General features: G+C 60.2%; 19 protein-coding genes. 10 read left to right on the top strand and 9 right to left on the bottom strand.

Going from position 1 to position 19,444, the window contains the following annotated elements; all coding sequences use genetic code 11:
* Positions 1-83: 83 nt before the first annotated feature.
* From M0746_RS18645 to M0746_RS18625, 5 genes are read right to left on the bottom strand one after another with little or no spacing between them, the layout of a single operon-like run.
* A complete protein-coding gene (locus M0746_RS18645; protein ID WP_258450176.1) occupies positions 84-1,118 on the bottom strand; it encodes an AbrB family transcriptional regulator in 1,035 nt (344 codons plus the stop codon).
* Positions 1,111-2,625 carry a tripartite tricarboxylate transporter permease gene (locus tag M0746_RS18640; protein WP_258450175.1) on the bottom strand — a complete coding sequence of 505 codons (1,515 nt, stop codon included), beginning with the start codon at positions 2,623-2,625 and terminating at the stop codon, positions 1,111-1,113. The genes M0746_RS18645 and M0746_RS18640 overlap by 8 nt, the downstream gene beginning before the upstream one ends.
* A 1-nt stretch (position 2,626) precedes the next feature.
* On the bottom strand, positions 2,627-3,085 hold the full coding sequence (locus M0746_RS18635; protein WP_258450174.1) for a tripartite tricarboxylate transporter TctB family protein: 459 nt from the start codon (positions 3,083-3,085) through the stop codon (positions 2,627-2,629).
* 55 nt (positions 3,086-3,140) lie between these two features.
* On the bottom strand, positions 3,141-4,118 hold the full coding sequence (locus tag M0746_RS18630; RefSeq protein ID WP_258450173.1) for a Bug family tripartite tricarboxylate transporter substrate binding protein: 978 nt from the start codon (positions 4,116-4,118) through the stop codon (positions 3,141-3,143).
* 60 nt (positions 4,119-4,178) lie between these two features.
* Positions 4,179-5,471 carry an OprD family porin gene (locus tag M0746_RS18625; protein WP_258450172.1) on the bottom strand — a complete coding sequence of 431 codons (1,293 nt, stop codon included), beginning with the start codon at positions 5,469-5,471 and terminating at the stop codon, positions 4,179-4,181.
* Positions 5,472-5,706: 235 nt separating this feature from the next.
* Here M0746_RS18625 and M0746_RS18620 point away from each other — a divergent pair, with 235 nt between their 5' ends.
* Entirely contained in the window at positions 5,707-6,378 is a 672-nt protein-coding gene (locus M0746_RS18620; RefSeq protein WP_090282195.1) for a response regulator, read from the top strand.
* Positions 6,371-7,756: a sensor histidine kinase gene (locus tag M0746_RS18615; RefSeq protein WP_208938366.1), complete on the top strand. Its 1,386-nt coding sequence runs from the start codon at positions 6,371-6,373 to the stop codon at positions 7,754-7,756. The genes M0746_RS18620 and M0746_RS18615 overlap by 8 nt, the downstream gene beginning before the upstream one ends.
* Before the next feature lie 44 nt (positions 7,757-7,800).
* Here the strand turns inward: M0746_RS18615 and M0746_RS18610 are convergent, their stop codons facing one another.
* Entirely contained in the window at positions 7,801-8,622 is an 822-nt protein-coding gene (locus M0746_RS18610; protein ID WP_258450171.1) for an HDOD domain-containing protein, read from the bottom strand.
* Between the two features lie 35 nt (positions 8,623-8,657).
* Entirely contained in the window at positions 8,658-9,602 is a 945-nt protein-coding gene (gene ygfZ / locus M0746_RS18605; protein WP_258450170.1) for a CAF17-like 4Fe-4S cluster assembly/insertion protein YgfZ, read from the bottom strand.
* 150 nt (positions 9,603-9,752) lie between these two features.
* Between ygfZ and M0746_RS18600 the strand changes: the two genes are divergently transcribed.
* Together M0746_RS18600 and M0746_RS18595 are read left to right on the top strand one after the other, a co-directional pair.
* Complete coding sequence (locus M0746_RS18600) at positions 9,753-10,007, top strand: FAD assembly factor SdhE (protein WP_007911418.1); 255 nt, start codon at positions 9,753-9,755, stop codon at positions 10,005-10,007.
* Entirely contained in the window at positions 9,991-10,443 is a 453-nt protein-coding gene (locus M0746_RS18595) for a protein YgfX (protein ID WP_258450169.1), read from the top strand. The genes M0746_RS18600 and M0746_RS18595 overlap by 17 nt, the downstream gene beginning before the upstream one ends.
* Here the strand turns inward: M0746_RS18595 and nadB are convergent.
* Complete coding sequence (gene nadB, locus M0746_RS18590; RefSeq protein ID WP_208938362.1) at positions 10,412-12,028, bottom strand: L-aspartate oxidase; 1,617 nt, start codon at positions 12,026-12,028, stop codon at positions 10,412-10,414. The genes M0746_RS18595 and nadB overlap by 32 nt on opposite strands.
* A 557-nt stretch (positions 12,029-12,585) precedes the next feature.
* Between nadB and rpoE the strand changes: the two genes are divergently transcribed.
* From rpoE to M0746_RS18570, 4 genes are all read left to right on the top strand, one after another.
* The gene (gene rpoE / locus M0746_RS18585) at positions 12,586-13,167 is read left to right on the top strand and encodes an RNA polymerase sigma factor RpoE (RefSeq protein ID WP_003172477.1); all 582 of its coding nucleotides are present in this window, start codon (positions 12,586-12,588) and stop codon (positions 13,165-13,167) included.
* Between the two features lie 30 nt (positions 13,168-13,197).
* Positions 13,198-13,785 carry a sigma-E factor negative regulatory protein gene (locus M0746_RS18580; RefSeq protein WP_090282201.1) on the top strand — a complete coding sequence of 196 codons (588 nt, stop codon included), beginning with the start codon at positions 13,198-13,200 and terminating at the stop codon, positions 13,783-13,785.
* 8 nt (positions 13,786-13,793) lie between these two features.
* Positions 13,794-14,759 (top strand): MucB/RseB C-terminal domain-containing protein, encoded by a 966-nt coding sequence (locus M0746_RS18575; protein ID WP_258450168.1) that lies wholly within the window; start codon positions 13,794-13,796, stop codon positions 14,757-14,759.
* 257 nt (positions 14,760-15,016) lie between these two features.
* Positions 15,017-16,396 carry a DegQ family serine endoprotease gene (locus M0746_RS18570; RefSeq protein WP_394598879.1) on the top strand — a complete coding sequence of 460 codons (1,380 nt, stop codon included), beginning with the start codon at positions 15,017-15,019 and terminating at the stop codon, positions 16,394-16,396.
* A gap of 79 nt (positions 16,397-16,475) precedes the next feature.
* On the opposite strand, the gene M0746_RS18565 is transcribed toward M0746_RS18570, so the two are convergent.
* Entirely contained in the window at positions 16,476-17,909 is a 1,434-nt protein-coding gene (locus tag M0746_RS18565) for a M48 family metalloprotease (protein WP_208938359.1), read from the bottom strand.
* Positions 17,910-18,006: 97 nt separating this feature from the next.
* Here M0746_RS18565 and M0746_RS18560 point away from each other — a divergent pair, with 97 nt between their 5' ends.
* Positions 18,007-18,246 (top strand): sulfurtransferase TusA family protein, encoded by a 240-nt coding sequence (locus M0746_RS18560; RefSeq protein WP_208938358.1) that lies wholly within the window; start codon positions 18,007-18,009, stop codon positions 18,244-18,246.
* Positions 18,247-18,277: 31 nt separating this feature from the next.
* Positions 18,278-19,348 carry an AI-2E family transporter gene (locus M0746_RS18555; protein WP_208938357.1) on the top strand — a complete coding sequence of 357 codons (1,071 nt, stop codon included), beginning with the start codon at positions 18,278-18,280 and terminating at the stop codon, positions 19,346-19,348.
* Positions 19,349-19,444: the final 96 nt, after the last annotated feature.

The raw sequence follows: 19,444 nt of genomic DNA, 5'->3' as shown, positions 1-19,444 counted from the left end.
AGGGTTTTGTGGGTACCACAGATTATGTGAACACCCCAAAAACCTGTGGGAGCTGGCTTGCCAGCGATGGGGGCGATGCGGTCTTATTCGGGCTGACGATTCCAGTACTTGAACAACGGCTCCGCCAGAAACAGCACAAACAACAGCCGCATCACCTGCATCGCCGTCACCAGCGGCACCGACAGTTGCAGGGTTTCTGCGGTCAGGCTCATTTCGGCAATCCCGCCGGGCATCATTCCCAGGGTCAGCGAACGCAGATCCAGATGAGTCAGCGCGCTCAAACCCAAGGCTGCCAATGAAGCGATCAACATGGTCAGCGCCGTGCCGATCAACGTCCGCCCCATGAATGAGGGCGCACGGCGGAAGAATTCCCGGTTGAAATGACATCCCAGACCGCTGCCGATCAGCCACTGGCCGATCTGGCTGCCGCCATTGGGCAAACCGATGTGCAGGTCCCAACCGATGCTCACCGCCGCACTCACCAGCAACGGCCCGAATAACCACGGATTGGGTTGGCGCAGACGTTGCCAGAGCCAGGCGAGCAGGGCGCCCGCCGGAAACAGAATCGCCAGCCAGCGCCAGTCGACACTGCCCGCATGAGAAATCGGCGTGCCGTCGCCGAGCAGATACTTGAACGCCGCCGGCACACACAACACCACCACCAGCACCCGCAGACTTTGCCCCGCCGCGACGTGGCTGAGCAAAGCGCCGTTACGTGCGCCGAGGTTTACCATCTCGCCCGAGCCGCCGGGCATGCTCGAGAAGAACGCCGTGGCACGGTCCTCGCCGGTGCGGCGCATCAACCACACGCCGACCACCGCCGACAGGCTGGTGACCAGCGCACCGAAGAAAATCAGACCGAAATGACTGAGCACCTGCTCCATCACCAGCGGGGTGAAGTGCAGGCCGATGCCGATGCCGACGATCCACTGGCCGCATTTGCGTCCACCAGGGATTTCCGTGAGCTGCCAGGGGGTCAGGCAGCGCACGAGGATGATCGCCAGCAACGAGCCGACCATCCATGGCAACGGCCAGCCGATCTGGCTGGCGAGGAAACCGCCAAGCAGACCGACCAGCGGTGTTCCCCACCAGGACTTGAAGGCCGAGCGATCAAACATCGGCGAGGGCGCGACGCGCAGCCGAACGTTTACGCCAGATGCGCAGGATCGGCATCAGCAGCATGATCGCCGTGAGGATCCAGCAACCGAGGGTGATCGGGCTCGACCAGAGGATTTCCAGTGCACCGTTGGAAATCGACAGGGCACGACGCAGGTTCTGCTCCATCAACTCGCCCAGGATGAAACCGAGCAACAGCGGCGACAGCGGGAAGTCCAGCTTGCGCAGGATGTAGCCGAAGATGCCGATACCGATCATCAGGAACAGGTCGAAGGTGGTGGCGTGCACCGCATAGACGCCGATCCCGGTGATGATCGCGATGACAGGCACCAGGGCCCAGTTCGGCACGGCGAGGATGCGGGTGAAGACACGGATCATCGGAATGTTGAGGATCACCAGCATGATGTTGGCGATGAACAACGACGCGATCAGGCCCCAGACGATGTCCGGTTGCTGTTGGAACAGCAGCGGGCCCGGAGTGATGTTGTACAGCGACAACGCGCCGATCATCACCGCCGTGGTGCCGGAACCCGGAACGCCGAGGGTCAGCATCGGCACCAGTGCACCGCATGCTGCGCCGCCGATGGCGGTTTCCGGCGCGGCGAGGCCACGGGCGTCGCCTTCACCGAATTTGCCGCTGGTGCCGGCGATGCGCTTCTCGGTCATGTAGGCCACGGCACTGGCAAGGGTCGCACCCGCACCCGGCAACACGCCCATGATGAAGCCGAGCACGCCGCAGCGCAGGTTGACCGTGAATACCGACGCCGCTTCCTTGAAGTTGAACATCATGCGCCCGGTAGCTTTCACCGCTTCCTGGCCGTGGTGGGTTTTTTCCAGCAGCAGGAGGATTTCGCTGATCGAGAATAGACCCAATACCAGCACGACGAACTGGATACCGTCGGTCATGTGAATGTTGTCGCCGGTGAAACGGTACACGCCACTGTTCGCGTCGATGCCGACAGTGGAAAGGAACAGGCCGATCAGCGCCGCGATAAAGGTTTTCAGCGGTCGATCCCCGGCCATGCCGCCGAGACAGACAATCGCGAACACCATCAACACGAAATATTCTGCCGGGCCGAAGGCAATCGCCCATTTCGCCAGCAGCGGCGCGAACAGCACCATGCCGCAGGTGGCGATGAACGCGCCGATGAACGAGCTCCAGGCCGACAGCGACAATGCGACACCGGCCAGGCCTTTGCGGGCCATCGGATAGCCGTCGAGGGTGGTCATCACGGTAGAGGCTTCGCCGGGAATGTTCAGCAGAATCGAACTGATCCGGCCGCCGTATTCGCAACCCAGATACACCGCTGCGAGCAGAATCAGCGCCGATTCCGGCGGCAGGCCGAGGGCGAATGCGATCGGAATCAGCAACGCCACGCCGTTGATCGGGCCCAGGCCCGGTAACAGGCCGACGACGGTGCCGATCAGCGTGCCGCACAACGCGGTCACCAGGTTGTACGGGCTCAGCGCGACGCCAAAACCCTGACCCAAATAGCCAAGAGTATCCATTTCAGTTCTCCAGAACGCTGAGCAGGCCAAGGGGCAGCGGAACGTCCATCAAACGGTCGAACAGCAGATAAAGACCGATCGCCATCAGGCTGATGATCACCACGCTCGGCAGCCAGCGGCCGCCATAGAGACGGGCCATCGGTACGCCGGTGAGGATGCTGGCGATGATGAAACCAAGCGGCTCGAAGGTGCCGGCGAACACCAGCAACAGCACCACGCAAAGGCCGATCTTGGTCAGGCTTTCACGGTCCAGCGGCGGCTCATCCGGGTTGTGCTTGATCGGCGCCGGACGGAACACCATGTACAGCAGCGCCAGTCCCATCAGGCCGAGCATCAGCAGCGGAAAGGCGCGCGGGCCGACCGGTTCGTAGGAAAAAGCCGCTTGGTACGGCCACGCCATCAGTGCCAGGCCGGCGCAAGCCAGCAGCAACACCGCGGCGAAAATACGTTGAATAAGCATGGGAGCTCCTGTGCGACGTCCCCGCGAAGGAGACGCCGCCACTAGACAGAGACGATCACTGGATCAGGCCGAACTCTTTGGCCAGCACTTTGTAGTCCGCGACCTGCTTCTTCACGTAGGTGTCCAGCTCCGGTCCGGTCATGGCGAACGGGAACAGTTCACGCTGATCGCGCAGCTTGGCGAAATCCTCGGAAGCCAGCAGTTTGTCGAATGCGTCTTTCCACCAGGCGTAGTCTTCGTCGCTGACTTTTGGCCCGAGGTAGAAACCGCGCACCACCGGCCAGACGATGTCGTAGCCTTGCTCACGAGCAGTCGGGATGTCCTTCATTTCCGGCTCGTCCAGACGCTTGTCAGCGAATACCGCGAGCAGGCGCATGTCGCCGCTCTGGATGTGCGGCATGGAGTCGGAGATGTCGGTACTGCCGACCTGGATGTGGCCACCGAGCAGTGCGGTGGCGATTTCGCCGCCGCCTTCGAGGGCGACGTAGCGCAGGTCCCGCGGGTTGATCCCGGCGGCCTTGGCGATCAATGCGGTTTGCATCCAGTCCTGGCTGCCGACAGTGCCACCGGAACCGATGACCACCGAGCCCGGATCTTTCTTCAAGGCCTGAACGAGATCGTCGAGGGTCTTGTAAGGCGAATCGCTTTTCACGGCGATGGCACCGTAACTGGTGCCGACTGCTGCCAGCCAGCGCACGTTGGTTTCATCGAAACGGCCGAATTTGCCCTGCGCCAGGTTCAACAGCGAACCGCTCGACCAGGCAACCAGCGTGCCGGCATCGGCCGGACGTTGAGCCACGACCGCGTTGTACGCCACCGCGCCGACGCCGCCGGGCATGTAGGTCACGCGCATCGGTTTGGTCAGCAGTTTCTGATTGACCAGCGCGCTCTGCGCCAGTTTGCAGGTCAGGTCGAAACCGCCGCCCGGCGAGGCCGGAGCGATACATTCCGGGCGTTTCGGTTCGGCCATGAGCTGGCCGGCGAACAGCACGCAACTGGCGGCGAGGGCGATTTTACGCAGTGATAGGTTCATTCAAGTCTCCACGGGCATTGTTGTTATTGGACGTGTCAGCAACGGGCATGACAGCGACGGTTACCAAAGTGCAACGCTGTAGCTCACCAGCAGGCGCACTTCGTCGGCGTCTCGAGCAGAGTAGTTGGAACGGTAAGTGGCGTTACGCAAACGCACGGCGACATCCTTCAAGGCACCGCTTTGCACGACATATTTGATTTCCGTGTTGCGCTCCCACTCTTTGCCTTCTTCGCCGCTCTTGAGCTTGATGTTGTCACCGCTCAGATAGCGGCTCATGAAGCTCAGGCCGGGGATGCCCAGGCGGGCGAAGTCGAAGTCGTAGCGCGCTTGCCACGAACGCTCCTCGGCGCCGGCAAAATCGTTGATCTGTACAAAGTTGACCAGATACGGGTCGCTGCCATCGACGTAAGGGAAAGCGCTGTCACCGGACATGTGCTGATAGCCGGCGCTGAACTTGTGACCGCTCTGCGCGTAGCTGACCAGACCGTTGAGTGAGCGGTTGTCGATTTCACCGCCTCGAGCGGCGCCCTGGTCATCGCTGACGGCAAAACGCAGATCGGTGGCAAGGGTGCCCGGGCCCATCGGCCGCGAAGCGACCAGACCGAAGAAGTGCTGATTGTAGACTTCGTCGAGTTGGGCGAAGTGATAGCTGCCGGTGATCTTGTCGGTGAACTTGTAGTCCACGCCGCCAAAATCGAAGTGCTTGCCGGCAGCGGTGCCTGCGAAGCGGCTGTTCTTGTTGTTGAGGGCAATGTCCTCGAAATCGGTGCTGTCGCGATCCTTGGCTTTCTCCAGACGACCGCCGGTGAATGTCAGGTTCTTGATCTCTTTGGAGGTCAACAAACCGCCTTCGAAGGTTTGCGGCAGGATGCGCCCGTCATTCGGCTTGAGAATCGGCAATTCGGGAATCAGGCTACCGATTTTCAGCTCGGTCGCGGAAATCTTCACTTTGCCGGTCAGGCCGAGCTTGGAGTATTCATCGGCCGCGCGCCCGTCGTCGTGCGTCGGCAGCAGGCCGGTGCCGGTGCGGTCCGGGCTTGAATCGAGTTTGACGCCGAGCATGCCTAACGCATCGACACCGAACCCCACGGTGCCGTCGGTGTATCCCGATTGCAGATTGAGCATGAAGCCTTGAGCCCATTCGTCACGCTTGGATTGCTGTGCGCTGGTGCCATCGCGAAAGTCGCGGTTGAAATACATGTTGCGGGTTTCGAAAGTGGCGCTGCTGTCTTCAATGAAGTCGGCAAAACTCAGCGGCGAAAAACCGGCAAGCGCGGCGGCACTGGCGAGGGCGGTGTGGCTGAAACGAGAAGGGCGGACAGGCACAAGGGCCTTGGTCTGCATGGACGACATGCGGGTTACTCCGTTTATTGTTCTTATTGGTAGAAAACGCTTCGTGGCGTTTTTCTTTGCGCTGTGTGGCATCAGCGACGGCAGTGGGAACTGTCCGTGGGCCGACTCTAACGGGCTAACCTTTCACTAACCTTTCAACTGACTTTCACGGTTTTCGGGCTTCACAGCGACGGTTGCGGCTGTAAACTCCGCGGCAAAGCGTGGCGCCGGCCATCCCTGAACGAGGTAATAATCCATGCGTGTTCTGCTCGTCGAAGACCATCTGCAATTGGCCGAAAGCGTCGCCCAGGCGCTCAAGAGCACCGGCCTGACTGTGGATGTGTTGCACGATGGCGTAGCCGCCGACCTGGCGCTCGGCAGCGAGGAGTACGCCGTGGCGATTCTCGACGTCGGCCTGCCGCGCATGGACGGTTTCGAGGTGTTGGCGCGGCTGCGCGCCCGTGGCAAAAACGTGCCGGTGCTGATGCTGACCGCGCGCAGCGATGTGAAGGACCGCGTGCATGGCCTCAATCTGGGGGCCGACGATTATCTCGCCAAGCCATTCGAATTGACGGAACTCGAAGCCAGGGTCAAGGCCTTGCTGCGCCGCAGTGTGCTTGGCGGCGAGCGCCAGCAGCGCTGCGGCGTGCTGGCCTATGATCTGGATACCCGGCGCTTCACCCTCGGCGAGGAACTGCTGACCCTGACCTCCCGCGAACAGGCCGTTCTCGAAGCGCTGATTGCCCGTCCTGGCCGGGTGATGAGCAAGGAACAGCTGGCTGCGCAAGTGTTCGGCCTCGACGAAGAAGCCAGCCCCGACGCCATCGAAATCTACGTGCACCGCTTGCGCAAGAAACTCGACGGCCAGCCGGTGGCAATCGTGACCTTCCGCGGCCTCGGCTATCTGCTGGAAAGCCGCGATGCATAAGCCCAGCAGCCTGCGCTGGCGGTTGTTGTGGAACCTCGCGGTGTTGCTGGTGGTGTTGATGCTCGCCAGTGGCTTGAGCGCTTACTGGAATGGCCGCGAAGCCGCCGACACCGCCTATGACCGCACCCTGCTGGCCTCGGCGCGGACCATTGCCGCCGGTCTGTCGCAGCGCGATGGCAGTCTCAGTGCCGATGTGCCCTATGTCGCCCTGGACACCTTCGCCTACGACAGCGCCGGGCGCATTTATTACCAGGTCAACGACATCCACCAGAAGTTGATTTCCGGCTACGAAAATCTGCCCGGCCCACCGCCCGGCACGCCACGCACCGACAGCTACCCGGCGCTGGCGCGCTTCTACAACGCCACTTACAACGGCCAGAACGTGCGCGTGGTCAGTCTGCTCAAGGCCGTGTCCGAGCCGAACATGAACGGCATGGCGGAAATCCGCGTCGCTGAAACCGACGAGGCACGGGTCAGCATGGCGCGCAGTCTGGCGGCTGACACCTTGCTGCGCCTGGGCATGCTGGCGATTGGTGCGCTGCTGATGGTCTGGTTTGCGGTCAGCGCCGCCTTGCGCCCGCTGGAGCGTTTGCGCACCGCCGTGGAAGAGCGTCAACCCGACGACCTGCGCCCGCTGCCACTGGTGGAAGTTCAGCATGAACTGGGCCCGTTGGTGCGCGGCCTCAACCACTTCACCGAGCGCTTGCGCGCGCAATTCGAGCGGCAGGCGCAGTTCATTGCCGATGCTGCCCACGAACTGCGCACCCCATTGGCGGCGCTCAAGGCACGGCTCGAATTGGGACTGCGCTCGTCCGAGCCGCAGGTCTGGCGCGATACCCTGGAATCCTCCGCACAGGGCACCGATCGCCTGACCCATCTGGCCAATCAGCTGCTATCGCTGGCTCGCGTCGAAAATGGCGCCCGGGCGATTGCCGAGGGCGGCGCACAATTACTTGATCTAAGCCAACTGGCGCGCGAACTGGGGATGGCCATGGCGCCATTGGCGCACAAGCGCGGCGTGGCATTGGCGCTGGAGGCGGATGAGCCCGTGTGGCTGCGCGGTGAGCCGACGTTGCTCAACGAGCTGCTGAGCAATCTGGTCGACAATGCTCTGGCGCATACACCGCCCGGCGGCAACGTGATCTTGCGGGTCACTGCCCCGGCGGTGCTTGAGGTTGAGGATGACGGGCCCGGCATTCCGCTGGAGGAGCGAGATCGGGTATTCGAGCGCTTTTACCGGCGCAATCAGCAAGTAGCAGGTTCCGGGCTGGGACTGGCGATTGTCGGCGAGATCTGCCGCGCGCACCTGGCGCAAATCAGCCTGCACGATGGCGAGCAGGCGGGGTTGAAGGTGCGGGTGAGTTTTATTGCCGGGTGACAGGCGGTGACTTTGCCGAAGTCATCGCCAGTCACCTTGGCGGATCAGTAAAACATCGTCCGCGACTCTTCCAGATCCGCGCACAGCGCCTTGTTCTCCGGATCGATCCCGAGCTTCCTGAATGCCGGAACGCTCAGCGGATCGATGCGCGCGAACGGATGCTCAGTATCCTTGTGGCAATAGAGACTGGCCACCTGCACCACATCAACATAATCGATGTCGGCCGAGTCGCGTTTGAAGTCCTGGTACAGCCCTGGCAACGCCACCAATCTTTCGGGAAATTCCCACACCCGTAACAGCTTGTCGCCAAGCAGCGGATGGATGCGGTCGATCACATGATTGAGGCTGACCGGGTCCGACAGCAGCTCATAGTGATCTTCGGCGTAGGTCAGAATCGGCAGCACGCCGATCTGGTGCACCAGCCCGCCCAGCGCGGCCTGATCAGGCTTGAGGGTGGTGTAACGGCGACAAAGGGCGTAGCTGACCCCGGCAATCTCCAGGCTCTTGCGCCAGACTTCGCGCATCTTCTGTTCGACCACTTCGGAGCGGGCATGGAAGATCTGCTCCATCACCAGACCGATCGCCAGGTTGCTGCTGTAATTGATGCCCAGTCGGGTGATGGCGGTGTGCAGATCGGTGACTTCCTGGGCGGCGCGCAGCAGGGGGCTGTTGACCACTTTGATCAGGCGCGCGGACAGCGCCGTGTCGCGGCCGATCATCTTGCTCAGGTCGCTGACGCTGATTTCCGGGTCTTCGGCGGCCTTGCGAATCTGCAGGGCCACTTCCGGTAGCGTGGGCAGAACCAGGTCATCGTTATCGATGGCCTCAACCAAATCCGTTTGGACTTTTTCCGCCAGTTCGCTCATTTAAACTCTCTAGGGTGTTGCGACAAATGCTGCGATCAGCGCTGGATCTCGCGGTCGCGATCCAGTTCGTAAGGCAGGTCGAGCACATGCAGCGTCGGGCCTTCGAGAGTGCCCAGATGCAGATCACCGGCTTCGGCAGCTTCGGCCTGCAATACCGCCAGGAGTTCAATGTTCTGGCCGGCATCGACGGCGGCCAGCACCACCTCGCCGATCGAGCTGTTGTGGCTGGGGGCGAATAACGCCGTGCCAGGCTCCGGCAGGTGCGTGCCGACGAGGCTCAGGCGGTACAGACGACGCTTGAGTTTGCCCAGGTACTGCATGCGCGCGACGATTTCCTGGCCGGTGTAGCAGCCTTTCTTGAAACTCACGCCGCCGACGGCTTGCAGATTGAGCATCTGCGGGATGAACAGCTCGCGCGTGGTCGGCATGACCTGGCCGATGCCTGCGCGGATCTGCCCCAGCAACCACTGATTCAGCTCGGCTTCGGGCAACGTTGCGGCCAGCCTGGCTTTGATTGCGTCGGCCTGATCGGCCGGAACCCATAGTTCGGCACGCTGTGGCGAAACGCGTATGGCGATCAGCGCTTCGTTGCGCACGACACTGTCGGTTTCAGCCGGCAGGTCCAGGCCCAGGTTGCTCAGGACAACATCGCCGTGATCAATGCCGAAGCGCGCCCAGGCGGCGCTTTCATCGGTCAGCTTCGATTTGGAGAACACTGCGTATTTTTTCAGGTCAGCCAGCTGCGGCTCCAGCAGTTCGCTGGCCATCGCCATCAGCACGCCGTCGCCTTCGAGCAGAATGCGGAAGCTCGACTGCATCCGGCCTTTCTGTGTGCACCGGGCGCCGAGGCTGGCGCGGCTGTCGCTCAGGTAATTGATATTGCAGGTCAACTGGCCTTGCAGGAATTTTCCGGCATCCGCGCCGCGAACCGCGAGAACGCCTTCATGAGACAGGGTGCAGAAAAAAGCAGAATCGGCCATGGGTCATCGCAGGGTAAATAGACTGGGGCACATCATAAGGGCGCGTTGGTGAAATGGGTAGTTGATAAAGGATCGGTGGTGCCCGACCAAAGCCGACTGTGCGACCCGTCCGGGGCCTGTATACTTGCCGCCAAATTCGAGGAGGGCTCCATGGTCGAACAAGTTGAACTGAATCGCCTCTTTTGGCACAGCCGTCGCGGCATGCTTGAGCTTGACGTGCTGCTGGTGCCGTTCGTGCAGGAGGTGTACGCGACATTGAATCAGGTGGACCGCGATTTGTATGTCCGTCTGTTGACGTGTGAGGATCAGGACATGTTCGGCTGGTTCATGGAACGCAGCGAGTCGGAAGATCCGGAGCTGCAGCGCATGGTCCGGATGATCCTGGATCGTGTCCAGCCCAAGTAACACGTTCGAATGCCGCTGGCATGCCTCACGGCACTTGCTGGCGGCATATCTGATGGCCCAGGCGTTCGCTCTGGGCGCGTTGTTTCTCTTGTCGATTCCCGTGTGGGCCGGCCTGCTCGCGGCTTTCGCCTGCGCGCTGCACGGTTTTCGGGTGCTGCCACGGTACATTCTGCTCAGCCATCCAGAGGCATTTTGTGGGCTACGCCGCGACGCCGATGGCTGGCAGGTCTGGAATCAGGCGGATGGCTGGCAAGCGGCGCAGTTGTGCCGTGACAGTCTGGCGTTGCCGCTGATCGTGGTGCTGCGGTTTCGCTTGCGGGGTGAGTGGCAGGTCAGGTCGATCTGCGTGCCACGGGACGCGCAGATGGCCGATGTGCATCGGCGCCTGCGCGTACGGCTTAAATTCAGCCGACGTAGGTGGGCGGCACCAGAATAGTGTCGAGCGCCTCGGGCAGCATCTGCGGATAATCGAGGGTGTAATGCAGGCCGCGGCTTTCCTTGCGTTCCATGGCCGAGCTGATCATCAGTTCAGCGACTTGCGCCAGATTGCGTAGTTCGATCAGGTCGCGGCTGACTTTGTAGTTGCTATAGAACTCGTCAATCTCGTCGAGCAACAACCGCACGCGGTGCTGCGCCCGTTGCAGACGTTTGTTGGTGCGCACGATACCGACGTAGTCCCACATGAACCGGCGCAGTTCATCCCAGTTGTGCGCAATGATCACGTCTTCGTCGGAGTCGGTGACCTGACTGGCGTCCCAGGCGGGCAGGGCGTTTGGAGCGGTAACATTGCCCAGTTGCGCGAGAATGTCTGCCGCCGCCGAACGTGCGTAGACGAAACACTCCAGCAGCGAGTTGCTGGCCATGCGGTTGGCGCCATGCAGCCCGGTGAAACTGGTTTCGCCGATGGCATACAGGCCCGGCACGTCGGTGCGGCCGTTTTGATCGACCATTACGCCGCCGCACGTGTAGTGCGCGGCAGGGACCACCGGAATTGGCTGTTTGGTGATGTCGATGCCGAAGCCGAGGCAACGCTCATAAACCGTCGGGAAGTGACTTTTTACGAACGCTTCGGGTTTGTGGCTGATATCAAGATAAACGCAATCGACGCCCAGGCGCTTCATTTCGTGGTCGATGGCCCGGGCCACGATGTCCCGCGGCGCCAGCTCGGCGCGCGGGTCGAAACGCTGCATGAAGCGTTCACCATTGGGCAGCTTCAAATGTGCGCCTTCACCGCGCAGGGCTTCGGTAATCAGAAAACTCTTGGCTTGCGGGTGATACAGGCAAGTGGGGTGAAACTGATTGAATTCCAGATTCGCCACGCGGCACCCCGAACGCCAGGCCATCGCGATGCCATCTCCGCACGCGCCGTCGGGGTTGCTGGTATAGAGATAAACCTTGGCGGCGCCACCGGTAGCCAGAATCACGAAACGTGCGCCATAAGTGTCGACTTCGCCGGTTTTGCGATTGAGCACATAAGCGCCGAGGCAGCGCTCGCCTTGCATGCCCAAACGGCGCTCGGTGATCAGATCGACAGCGACGCGCTGTTCCTGTAGATCGATGTTCGGACGCTGTCTGGCCTGGGCCAGCAAGGTCTTGAAAATCGCCGCGCCCGTGGCGTCGGCGGCGTGGATGATGCGCCGGTGGCTGTGGCCACCTTCGCGGGTCAAATGGAATTCGAATCCGCCGTCTTCGGTCCCCGACTGATCATCACGAGTGAATGGCACCCCTTGATCGATCAACCACTGGATGGCTTCGCGACTGTGTTCGACCGTGAAGCGCACGGCATCCTCATGGCAGAGGCCGCCACCGGCGTTGAGGGTGTCGTCAACATGGGATTCGACCGTGTCAGTGTCGTCGAGCACCGCGGCGACGCCACCTTGTGCCCAGAACGTCGAGCCGTTGGCCAGATCGCCTTTGCTCAGTACGGCAATGCGCAAATGACCGGGCAAGGTCAGTGCGAGACTCAAACCGGCAGCGCCGCTGCCAATGACCAGAACATCGTGTTGGAACTGTTGGCTCATTTCAGGATTCCGCTCAAAGCGACCCGGGTCGGGGTTGGCGCAAGACAGCTGGATCGGCGAGTCAAGACAGCCACACAGCCCACTAGTATATAGAGGGGTGGGACGGCACAATAGCCGGGCCGGTATGGCATTGTGAAACTACTGTGACGGCAAAAACCGCGCGCTTCGTCGGAAGTTTTTTTCACCCCTGGAGGGGGAAGGTGACTGTATCGGCGCTGAAACACGGTTTTTCTACGCAGTGTTGCCCAATGTCGGTTGGTAATGGCTATAAATAATTGGAACTTTTGCCAAAGGCCCAAGATCAATAGTCGGTGCCAGAGATAAGGGACGTGTCGGCTTCAGTGTGCAATCTGCGGTTGGATTGCGGTCCGCGAAACCGATGACAAGATTATTCGCGCAGCCGGTTCATCCCGCGCTGCGTTTTTCGTGCGTGTCAAATCAGAGCCCGCAGGAAACTTGCTTGGAGGGGGAGAACTTTTGCGAAAAGCCCGAGTCTATGTTTGCAAGTCTGGTCGTTTAGTTGTGCAAGCCTCCTCCGGGCTTATCGAGGAGTGTTCATGCTAACCCAGGAAGAGGATCAGCAGCTGGTCGAGCGCGTTCAACGCGGCGACAAGCGAGCTTTCGATCTGTTGGTGCTGAAGTATCAGCACAAGATTCTCGGGTTGATCGTGCGGTTTGTGCACGACACCCATGAAGCCCAGGATGTGGCTCAGGAAGCCTTTATCAAGGCGTATCGAGCACTGGGAAACTTTCGCGGCGACAGTGCGTTTTATACGTGGCTGTACCGTATTGCCATTAACACGGCGAAGAATTACCTGGTTTCACGCGGCCGCCGGCCGCCGGACAGCGATGTAAGTTCCGAAGATGCAGAGTTCTACGATGGCGATCACGGCCTCAAGGATCTCGAATCACCAGAACGTGCATTGCTGCGGGATGAGATCGAAGGCACTGTCCATCGAACCATCCAGCAACTGCCAGAAGATTTGCGTACGGCTTTAACTTTGCGCGAATTCGACGGTCTGAGTTACGAGGACATTGCGAGCGTCATGCAGTGTCCGGTGGGTACCGTGCGCTCCCGGATTTTCCGCGCTCGGGAGGCCATCGATAAAGCCCTGCAACCGTTGTTGCAGGAAAACTGAGACAGCGGCGACAGCCAAGAGAGGAACGCCATGAGTCGTGAAGCCCTGCAGGAATCGCTGTCCGCAGTGATGGATAACGAAGCGGACGAACTGGAATTGCGTCGAGTGCTTAATGCACTGGATGATGTTGAAACCCGTGAGACCTGGGCTCGTTACCAGATCGCTCGGGCAGCAATGCACAAGGATCTGCTGCTTCCGCGTCTGGATATCGCTGCGGCAGTATCTGCTGCGCTGGAAGACGAAACGGCCCCGGCCAAAGTATCTCGCAGCCCATGGCGCAGCCTCGGCCGTCTGGCTGTGGCAGCCTCGGTGACGGTTGCCGTGCTGGCGGGTGTTCGCCTGTACAACCAGGACGAGATCGCTGGCGTCGAGCTGGCTCAGCAGTCCAATCAGCCAACGCTGGCGACCCCGCAAGTCAAGGGACCGGCTGTTCTGGCAGGCTACAGTGAAAGCTCTGAAGCCACTGGCCCGATGGCCAACGGTGTTCTGCAAGGTCAGCCAGGCTGGCACGATCAGCGTCTGCCGGGCTACCTGCGTCAGCATGCGCAACAAGCTGCTCTGAAAGGTACTGAAAGCGCGCTGCCTTATGCACGTGCCGCAAGCCTGGAAAACCGCTAAGGAGGATCATGCGCGCCATACCTCTACTTTCGCTTCTGCTCAGTGGCTGGTTCGTTGTTCCAGCCCACGCTGATGAGGCCCAGGATTGGTTGACCCGGCTGGGCCAGGCCGAGCAGCAGCAAAGCTTCAACGGTACTTTCGTTTACGAGCGTAACGGTAGCTTTTCTACCCATAACATCTGGCATCGCGTCCAGAACGGCCAAGTCCGCGAGCGGTTACTTCAGCTCGACGGTTCGGCACAGGAAGTCGTGCGCATTGATGGGCATACTCAATGCGTCAGCGGCACCCTGATTGCAGGCCTGGGAGATTCGCCAGGCGCTGCGGCTCGTCCTCTGGATCCCAAAAAACTGAAGAACTGGTATGACCTTGCCGTCATAGGCAAGTCGCGCGTGGCCGGCCGAGATGCGGTGATCGTGGCGTTAACGCCGCGTGATCAGCATCGTTACGGTTTCGAATTGCATCTGGACAGACGAACAGGCCTGCCGCTCAAATCGTTGCTGTTGAACGATAAGGGGCAGTTGCTTGAACGCTTCCAGTTCACTAGCCTCAACACTGATGAAGTGCCGTCGGACAGTGACTTGCAGGCAAACGCGGATTGCAAGCCAGTCAAGCTCGACAGCGATAAGGCATCGGCAGTCAAAACGGCACAAGTCTGGCATTCGGAGTGGTTGCCGCCGGGCTTCGAATTGACCAGCAGCAGTTCGCACAAGGACGCCGAGACCAAAACTCAGGTCAATAGCCTGCTGTACGACGATGGTCTTGCGCGTTTCTCGGTTTTCCTCGAACCATTGAATGGCGCGACAGTGACCGATACCCGTACTCAACTCGGCCCGACCGTTGCTGTGTCCCGCCGCCTGATCACGCCTTCGGGCGAAATGATGGTGACCGTGGTCGGCGAGATTCCGATCGGCACTGCCGAACGAATTGCGCTGTCGATGCGAAATACCGATGGCGCCGCAACCAGCAAACAGTGAGCTGATATCAGCTGTTGGCGTTTCATCACGAGGCGTGGAAATGTTTGCTGAGCATTTTCATTTGCAAATATTCCGGAAATTTTTTATAGGTCAGAGCCTCACGGCTCTGGCCTTGTTTGTTGTTGCCGGAACAAAAATGCCGGTTTGTGGTTTCCGGTGTTCCTTGCTCCATATCGCTTAACCCTGCTCGTCGTAACGGGAGCTGTATGTCGATACCTAGCTTGAAATCTTATCTTTCCATCTTTGCCACCGTGCTGATGCTCGGTCAGGCAGTTCCTGCTGCGCAGGCAGCCGATCTGCCAGACTTCACCCAATTGGTCGAACAAGCTTCGCCAGCCGTGGTGAACATCAGTACCACGCAGAAGTTGCCGGATCGCAAGGTGAACCAGCAGATGCCCGATCTCGAGGGCCTGCCGCCGATGTTGCGCGAGTTCTTCGAGCGTGGCATGCCGCCACAACAGCGCTCCCCGCGTGATGGTCGTCAGCGTGAAGCGCAATCGCTGGGCTCGGGCTTCATCATTTCTCCGGACGGCTACATCCTTACCAATAACCACGTGATCGCTGATGCCGACGAAATCCTCGTGCGTCTGGCAGACCGCAGCGAGATGAAAGCCAAGCTGATCGGCACTGACCCACGTTCTGACGTGGCGCTGCTGAAAATCGAAGGCAAGGATCTGCCGGTACTCAAGCTCGGTAAATCCCAGGATCTGAAGGCCGGTCAATGGGTGGTCGCCATCGGTTCTCCATTCGGTTTTGACCACACCGTGACCCAAGGCATCGTCAGTGCCGTTGGCCGCAGCTTGCCGAACGAAAACTATGTGCCGTTCATCCAGACCGACGTACCGATCAATCCGGGCAACTCCGGTGGTCCGTTGTTCAACCTCAACGGCGAAGTGGTTGGCATCAACTCGCAGATCTATACCCGTTCCGGCGGCTTCATGGGCGTGTCGTTCGCCATACCGATCGATGTGGCGATGGACGTTTCCAATCAGCTCAAGAGCGGTGGCAAGGTCAGCCGTGGCTGGCTGGGCGTGGTCATCCAGGAAGTGAACAAGGATCTGGCCGAATCGTTTGGCCTGGATAAACCGGCCGGCGCGCTGGTTGCGCAGATTCAGGATGACGGTCCGGCAGCCAAGGGCGGCCTGCAGGTCGGCGACGTGATTCTGAGCATGAACGGCCAACCGATCGTCATGTCCGCTGACTTGCCACATCTGGTCGGTGCGCTGAAGGCTGGCGCCAAAGCCAATCTGGAAGTGATCCGCGAGGGCAAGCGCAAGAACGTCGAGCTGACGGTCGGCGCGATCCCGGACGAAGACAAAGAGCTCGATACGTTGGCGAAATCCGGCGTTGAAAGCAGCAGCAACCGCCTCGGTGTCGCCGTTGGCGAGCTGACCGCGGAGCAGAAGAAAGCCTACGACCTCAAGGGTGGCGTGGTGATCAAGGAAGTGCAGGATGGTCCTGCGGCGCTGATCGGCCTGCAGCCGGGCGATGTGATCACCCACCTGAACAACCAGGCCATCGGTTCGGCCAAGGAGTTCACCGACATCGCCAAAGCGCTGCCGAAGAACCGTTCGGTGTCGATGCGCGTTTTGCGCCAGGGTCGCGCCAGCTTCATTACTTTCAAGCTGGCTGAATAATCCGCTGGGAAGAAAAAGAAAACCGCCTCGAAAGAGGCGGTTTTTTTATGCCTGAAGCGTTTGTGTCAGCAGTCGGGACTTAGCCCATCATGTCCTTGATCATGCGTTCCTGCTCCATCAACTCACGCTGGCGGGCGTCGATGCGAGATGACAGCGGGAAGTTGCTGCCAGCCTTGCGCTTGGCAAAATCCAGTTGCTGAATCGCCTGACGGTAGTCACCGACCAGTGCGAAATATTCGGCTCGAGCCTGGTGAAGACCGATGATATTGCCCGACAAGCCGCGCGTTTCCGCCACTTGATACCAGACGTCCGGATCGTCCGGGCGCGATTTGAGCAACGCTTCCAGTGCTTTCTCGGCATCCGGCGCGCGGTTCTGCTTGAGCAGCAGATCAACGCGCACCTGATTGAGCGGATAGTTGCCCGGATACTGCGTCAACATACGGTCTACCCGTGACTGTGCATCGGGCAAGCGGTTGCTGGTGATATCCAGATCGACCTGAGCGAGGTTGTAAATGATCTCGTTCGGCGACGTTGCCAGCAATTGCTTGAGATTCTCGCGAGCCTCATTCAGTTGCCCGCCCTTGATCTGCGCGATGGCCAGGCCGTAGCGCGCTACATCGTTTTTCGGATTCTCGTCCAGCAGAGCACGGAAACGCTTGGCGCCCAACCCCGGTGTTTCTTCGTAGATCAACTGCACCCGAGCGCGAATCAATTGATAGCGTTTGGAGTCTTCGATGCCGCCTGGTTTGGCTTGTTCGGCGCGGTTGCGAGTGTCAGCAATACGCGACTCGGTCACCGGGTGAGTCAGAAGAAATTCCGGTGGCTTGGCATCGAAGCGATACTGGCGCATCAGGCGTTCGAACATGGTCGGCATCGAGCGCGGGTCATAACCCGCCTTTTCCAGATTGAGAATGCCGATGCGGTCGGCTTCCTGTTCGTTCTGCCGGGAGAAGGTCCGCTGTGCCTGGATCGCCGCCGCCTGGCTACCGGCAATCGCCGCAATCCCGGCATCGCCTCCGCCAGCCGCAGCGATGACGATACCGGCCAGCAGGGCAGCCATCATCGGCACCTGCATGCGCTGCGAAGCCTCGACGCCACGGGCGAAGTGGCGTTGCGACAAGTGCGCCAGTTCGTGTGCGAGGACCGAGGCATATTCGCCTTCGGTCTGCGCGTTGAGAAACAGACCGCCGTTGACCCCGACCACGCCGCCGGGCGCCGCGAAGGCGTTGAGTTGAGGGCTGTTGATCAGAATGAATTCAAGACGCCGGTCAGTGACCTGGCTGGTTTCCACCAGCTTGTACACGCTGGATTCAACGTAATCTTTCAGTTGCGGATCGTTGAGTTGTGACACCTGGCTGCGCAACATGGCCAGCCAGGCGCGGCCGAGCTGGTATTCCTGTTGCGGCGAGACAATGGCAGAACTGGCGTCGCCGAGTGACGGCAGATCGTCGGCAAAGCCTGGTGAGGCGAGCAGGCAAGCGAGCGTCAGCAGGGTAGGGCGCAGAAAAGTCATGCACAAAGCCTTAGAAGACAAAGACCTTACTGTAGCCGGACACCAACGCTGCGACCAGATATTCTAGGCAGCTCGAGACCTGAACCGGAGTGACGCAATGACTGACGCTGTAGCCCATGACGTGGAACTGGACGCCAGTGGCCTGAACTGTCCGTTGCCATTGCTCAAGGCAAAAATGGAACTCAACAAATTGCAGAGCGGCGCCGTACTCAAGGTCATCGCCACGGATGCTGGCTCACAACGCGACTTCCGCACCTTTGCCAAACTTGCCGGTCACGCGCTGCTGCGCGAAGAGGACGAGGCCGGCATCTACCGTTACTGGTTGAAAAAAGCCTGAACCCAGGGCTAACCAATCGAAGGGATTATTGATGTTCAAAGTGTTACGCGACTGGATTCAGCGCTATTTCTCTGATGAGGAAGCGGTGGTGCTGGCAGTGCTCCTGTTTCTCGCCTTCACCGCCGTGCTTACTCTCGGCGGCATGCTCGCGCCAGTACTGGCGGGCATGGTGCTGGCTTACCTGATGCAGGGGCTGGTGGTTACGCTGGAGCGAATGCGCGTGCCGGGCGGTGTCGCGGTGGGTTTGGTGTTTGCGCTGTTCATGGGCGCGCTGATGCTGTTCATCGTCGTCGTGCTGCCGTTGCTCTGGCATCAGTTGATTACTCTGTTCAATGAACTGCCGGGCATGCTCGCCAAGTGGCAATCGTTGCTGTTGTTACTGCCTGAGCGCTATCCGCACCTGGTATCCGATGAGCAAGTGCTGCAGGCAATCGAGGCGGCGCGCGGTGAGATCGGCAAGTTCGGCCAGTGGGCACTGACCTTCTCGCTGTCGAGTCTGCCGCTGCTGGTGAACATCATGATTTATCTGGTGCTGGTGCCGATCCTGGTGTTTTTCTTCCTCAAAGACCGGGCGATGATCGGCGAGTGGGTGCGTGGGTATCTACCCCGGGAGCGCGCGCTGATTACCCGAGTCACGCAGGAAATGAACCGGCAGATTGCCAATTACATCCGCGGTAAAGGCATCGAAATCGTCATCTGTGGTGGCGTGACCTACATCGCTTTCATTGCGCTCGGCCTCAACTACGCCGCGCTGCTGGCATTGCTGGTGGGCCTGTCGGTGGTGGTGCCGTATGTCGGTGCTGTGGTGGTGACCGTACCGGTGTTATTGATCGCGCTGTTTCAGTGGGGCTGGAGCGATCAGTTCATCTATCTGATGGCCGTTTACGGAATCATCCAGACGCTGGACGGCAACGTGCTGGTACCGCTGCTGTTTTCCGAAGCGGTCAACCTGCATCCGGTGGCGATCATCTGCGCAGTGCTGCTGTTTGGCGGGCTGTGGGGATTCTGGGGGGTGTTTTTTGCGATTCCGCTGGCGACGCTGTTCAAGGCTGTGCTCGATGCATGGCCGCGCAAGGAACCGGTGGTGGCGCCGCTGCTGTAGCGATGGATCCGAATTGCTCGGTCAAGCTGAAGGGCCATTCGCGAGCAGGCTCGCTCCCACAATGGGTACGCGATTCCCTGTGGGAGCGAGCCTGCT

The sequence above is a fragment of the Pseudomonas sp. S11P7 genome, assembly GCF_023195435.1.
In the GTDB taxonomy this organism is placed as follows: Bacteria; Pseudomonadota; Gammaproteobacteria; order Pseudomonadales; family Pseudomonadaceae; genus Aquipseudomonas; species Aquipseudomonas fluorescens_G.
This window is presented reverse-complemented; position numbering and strand designations above follow the sequence as displayed.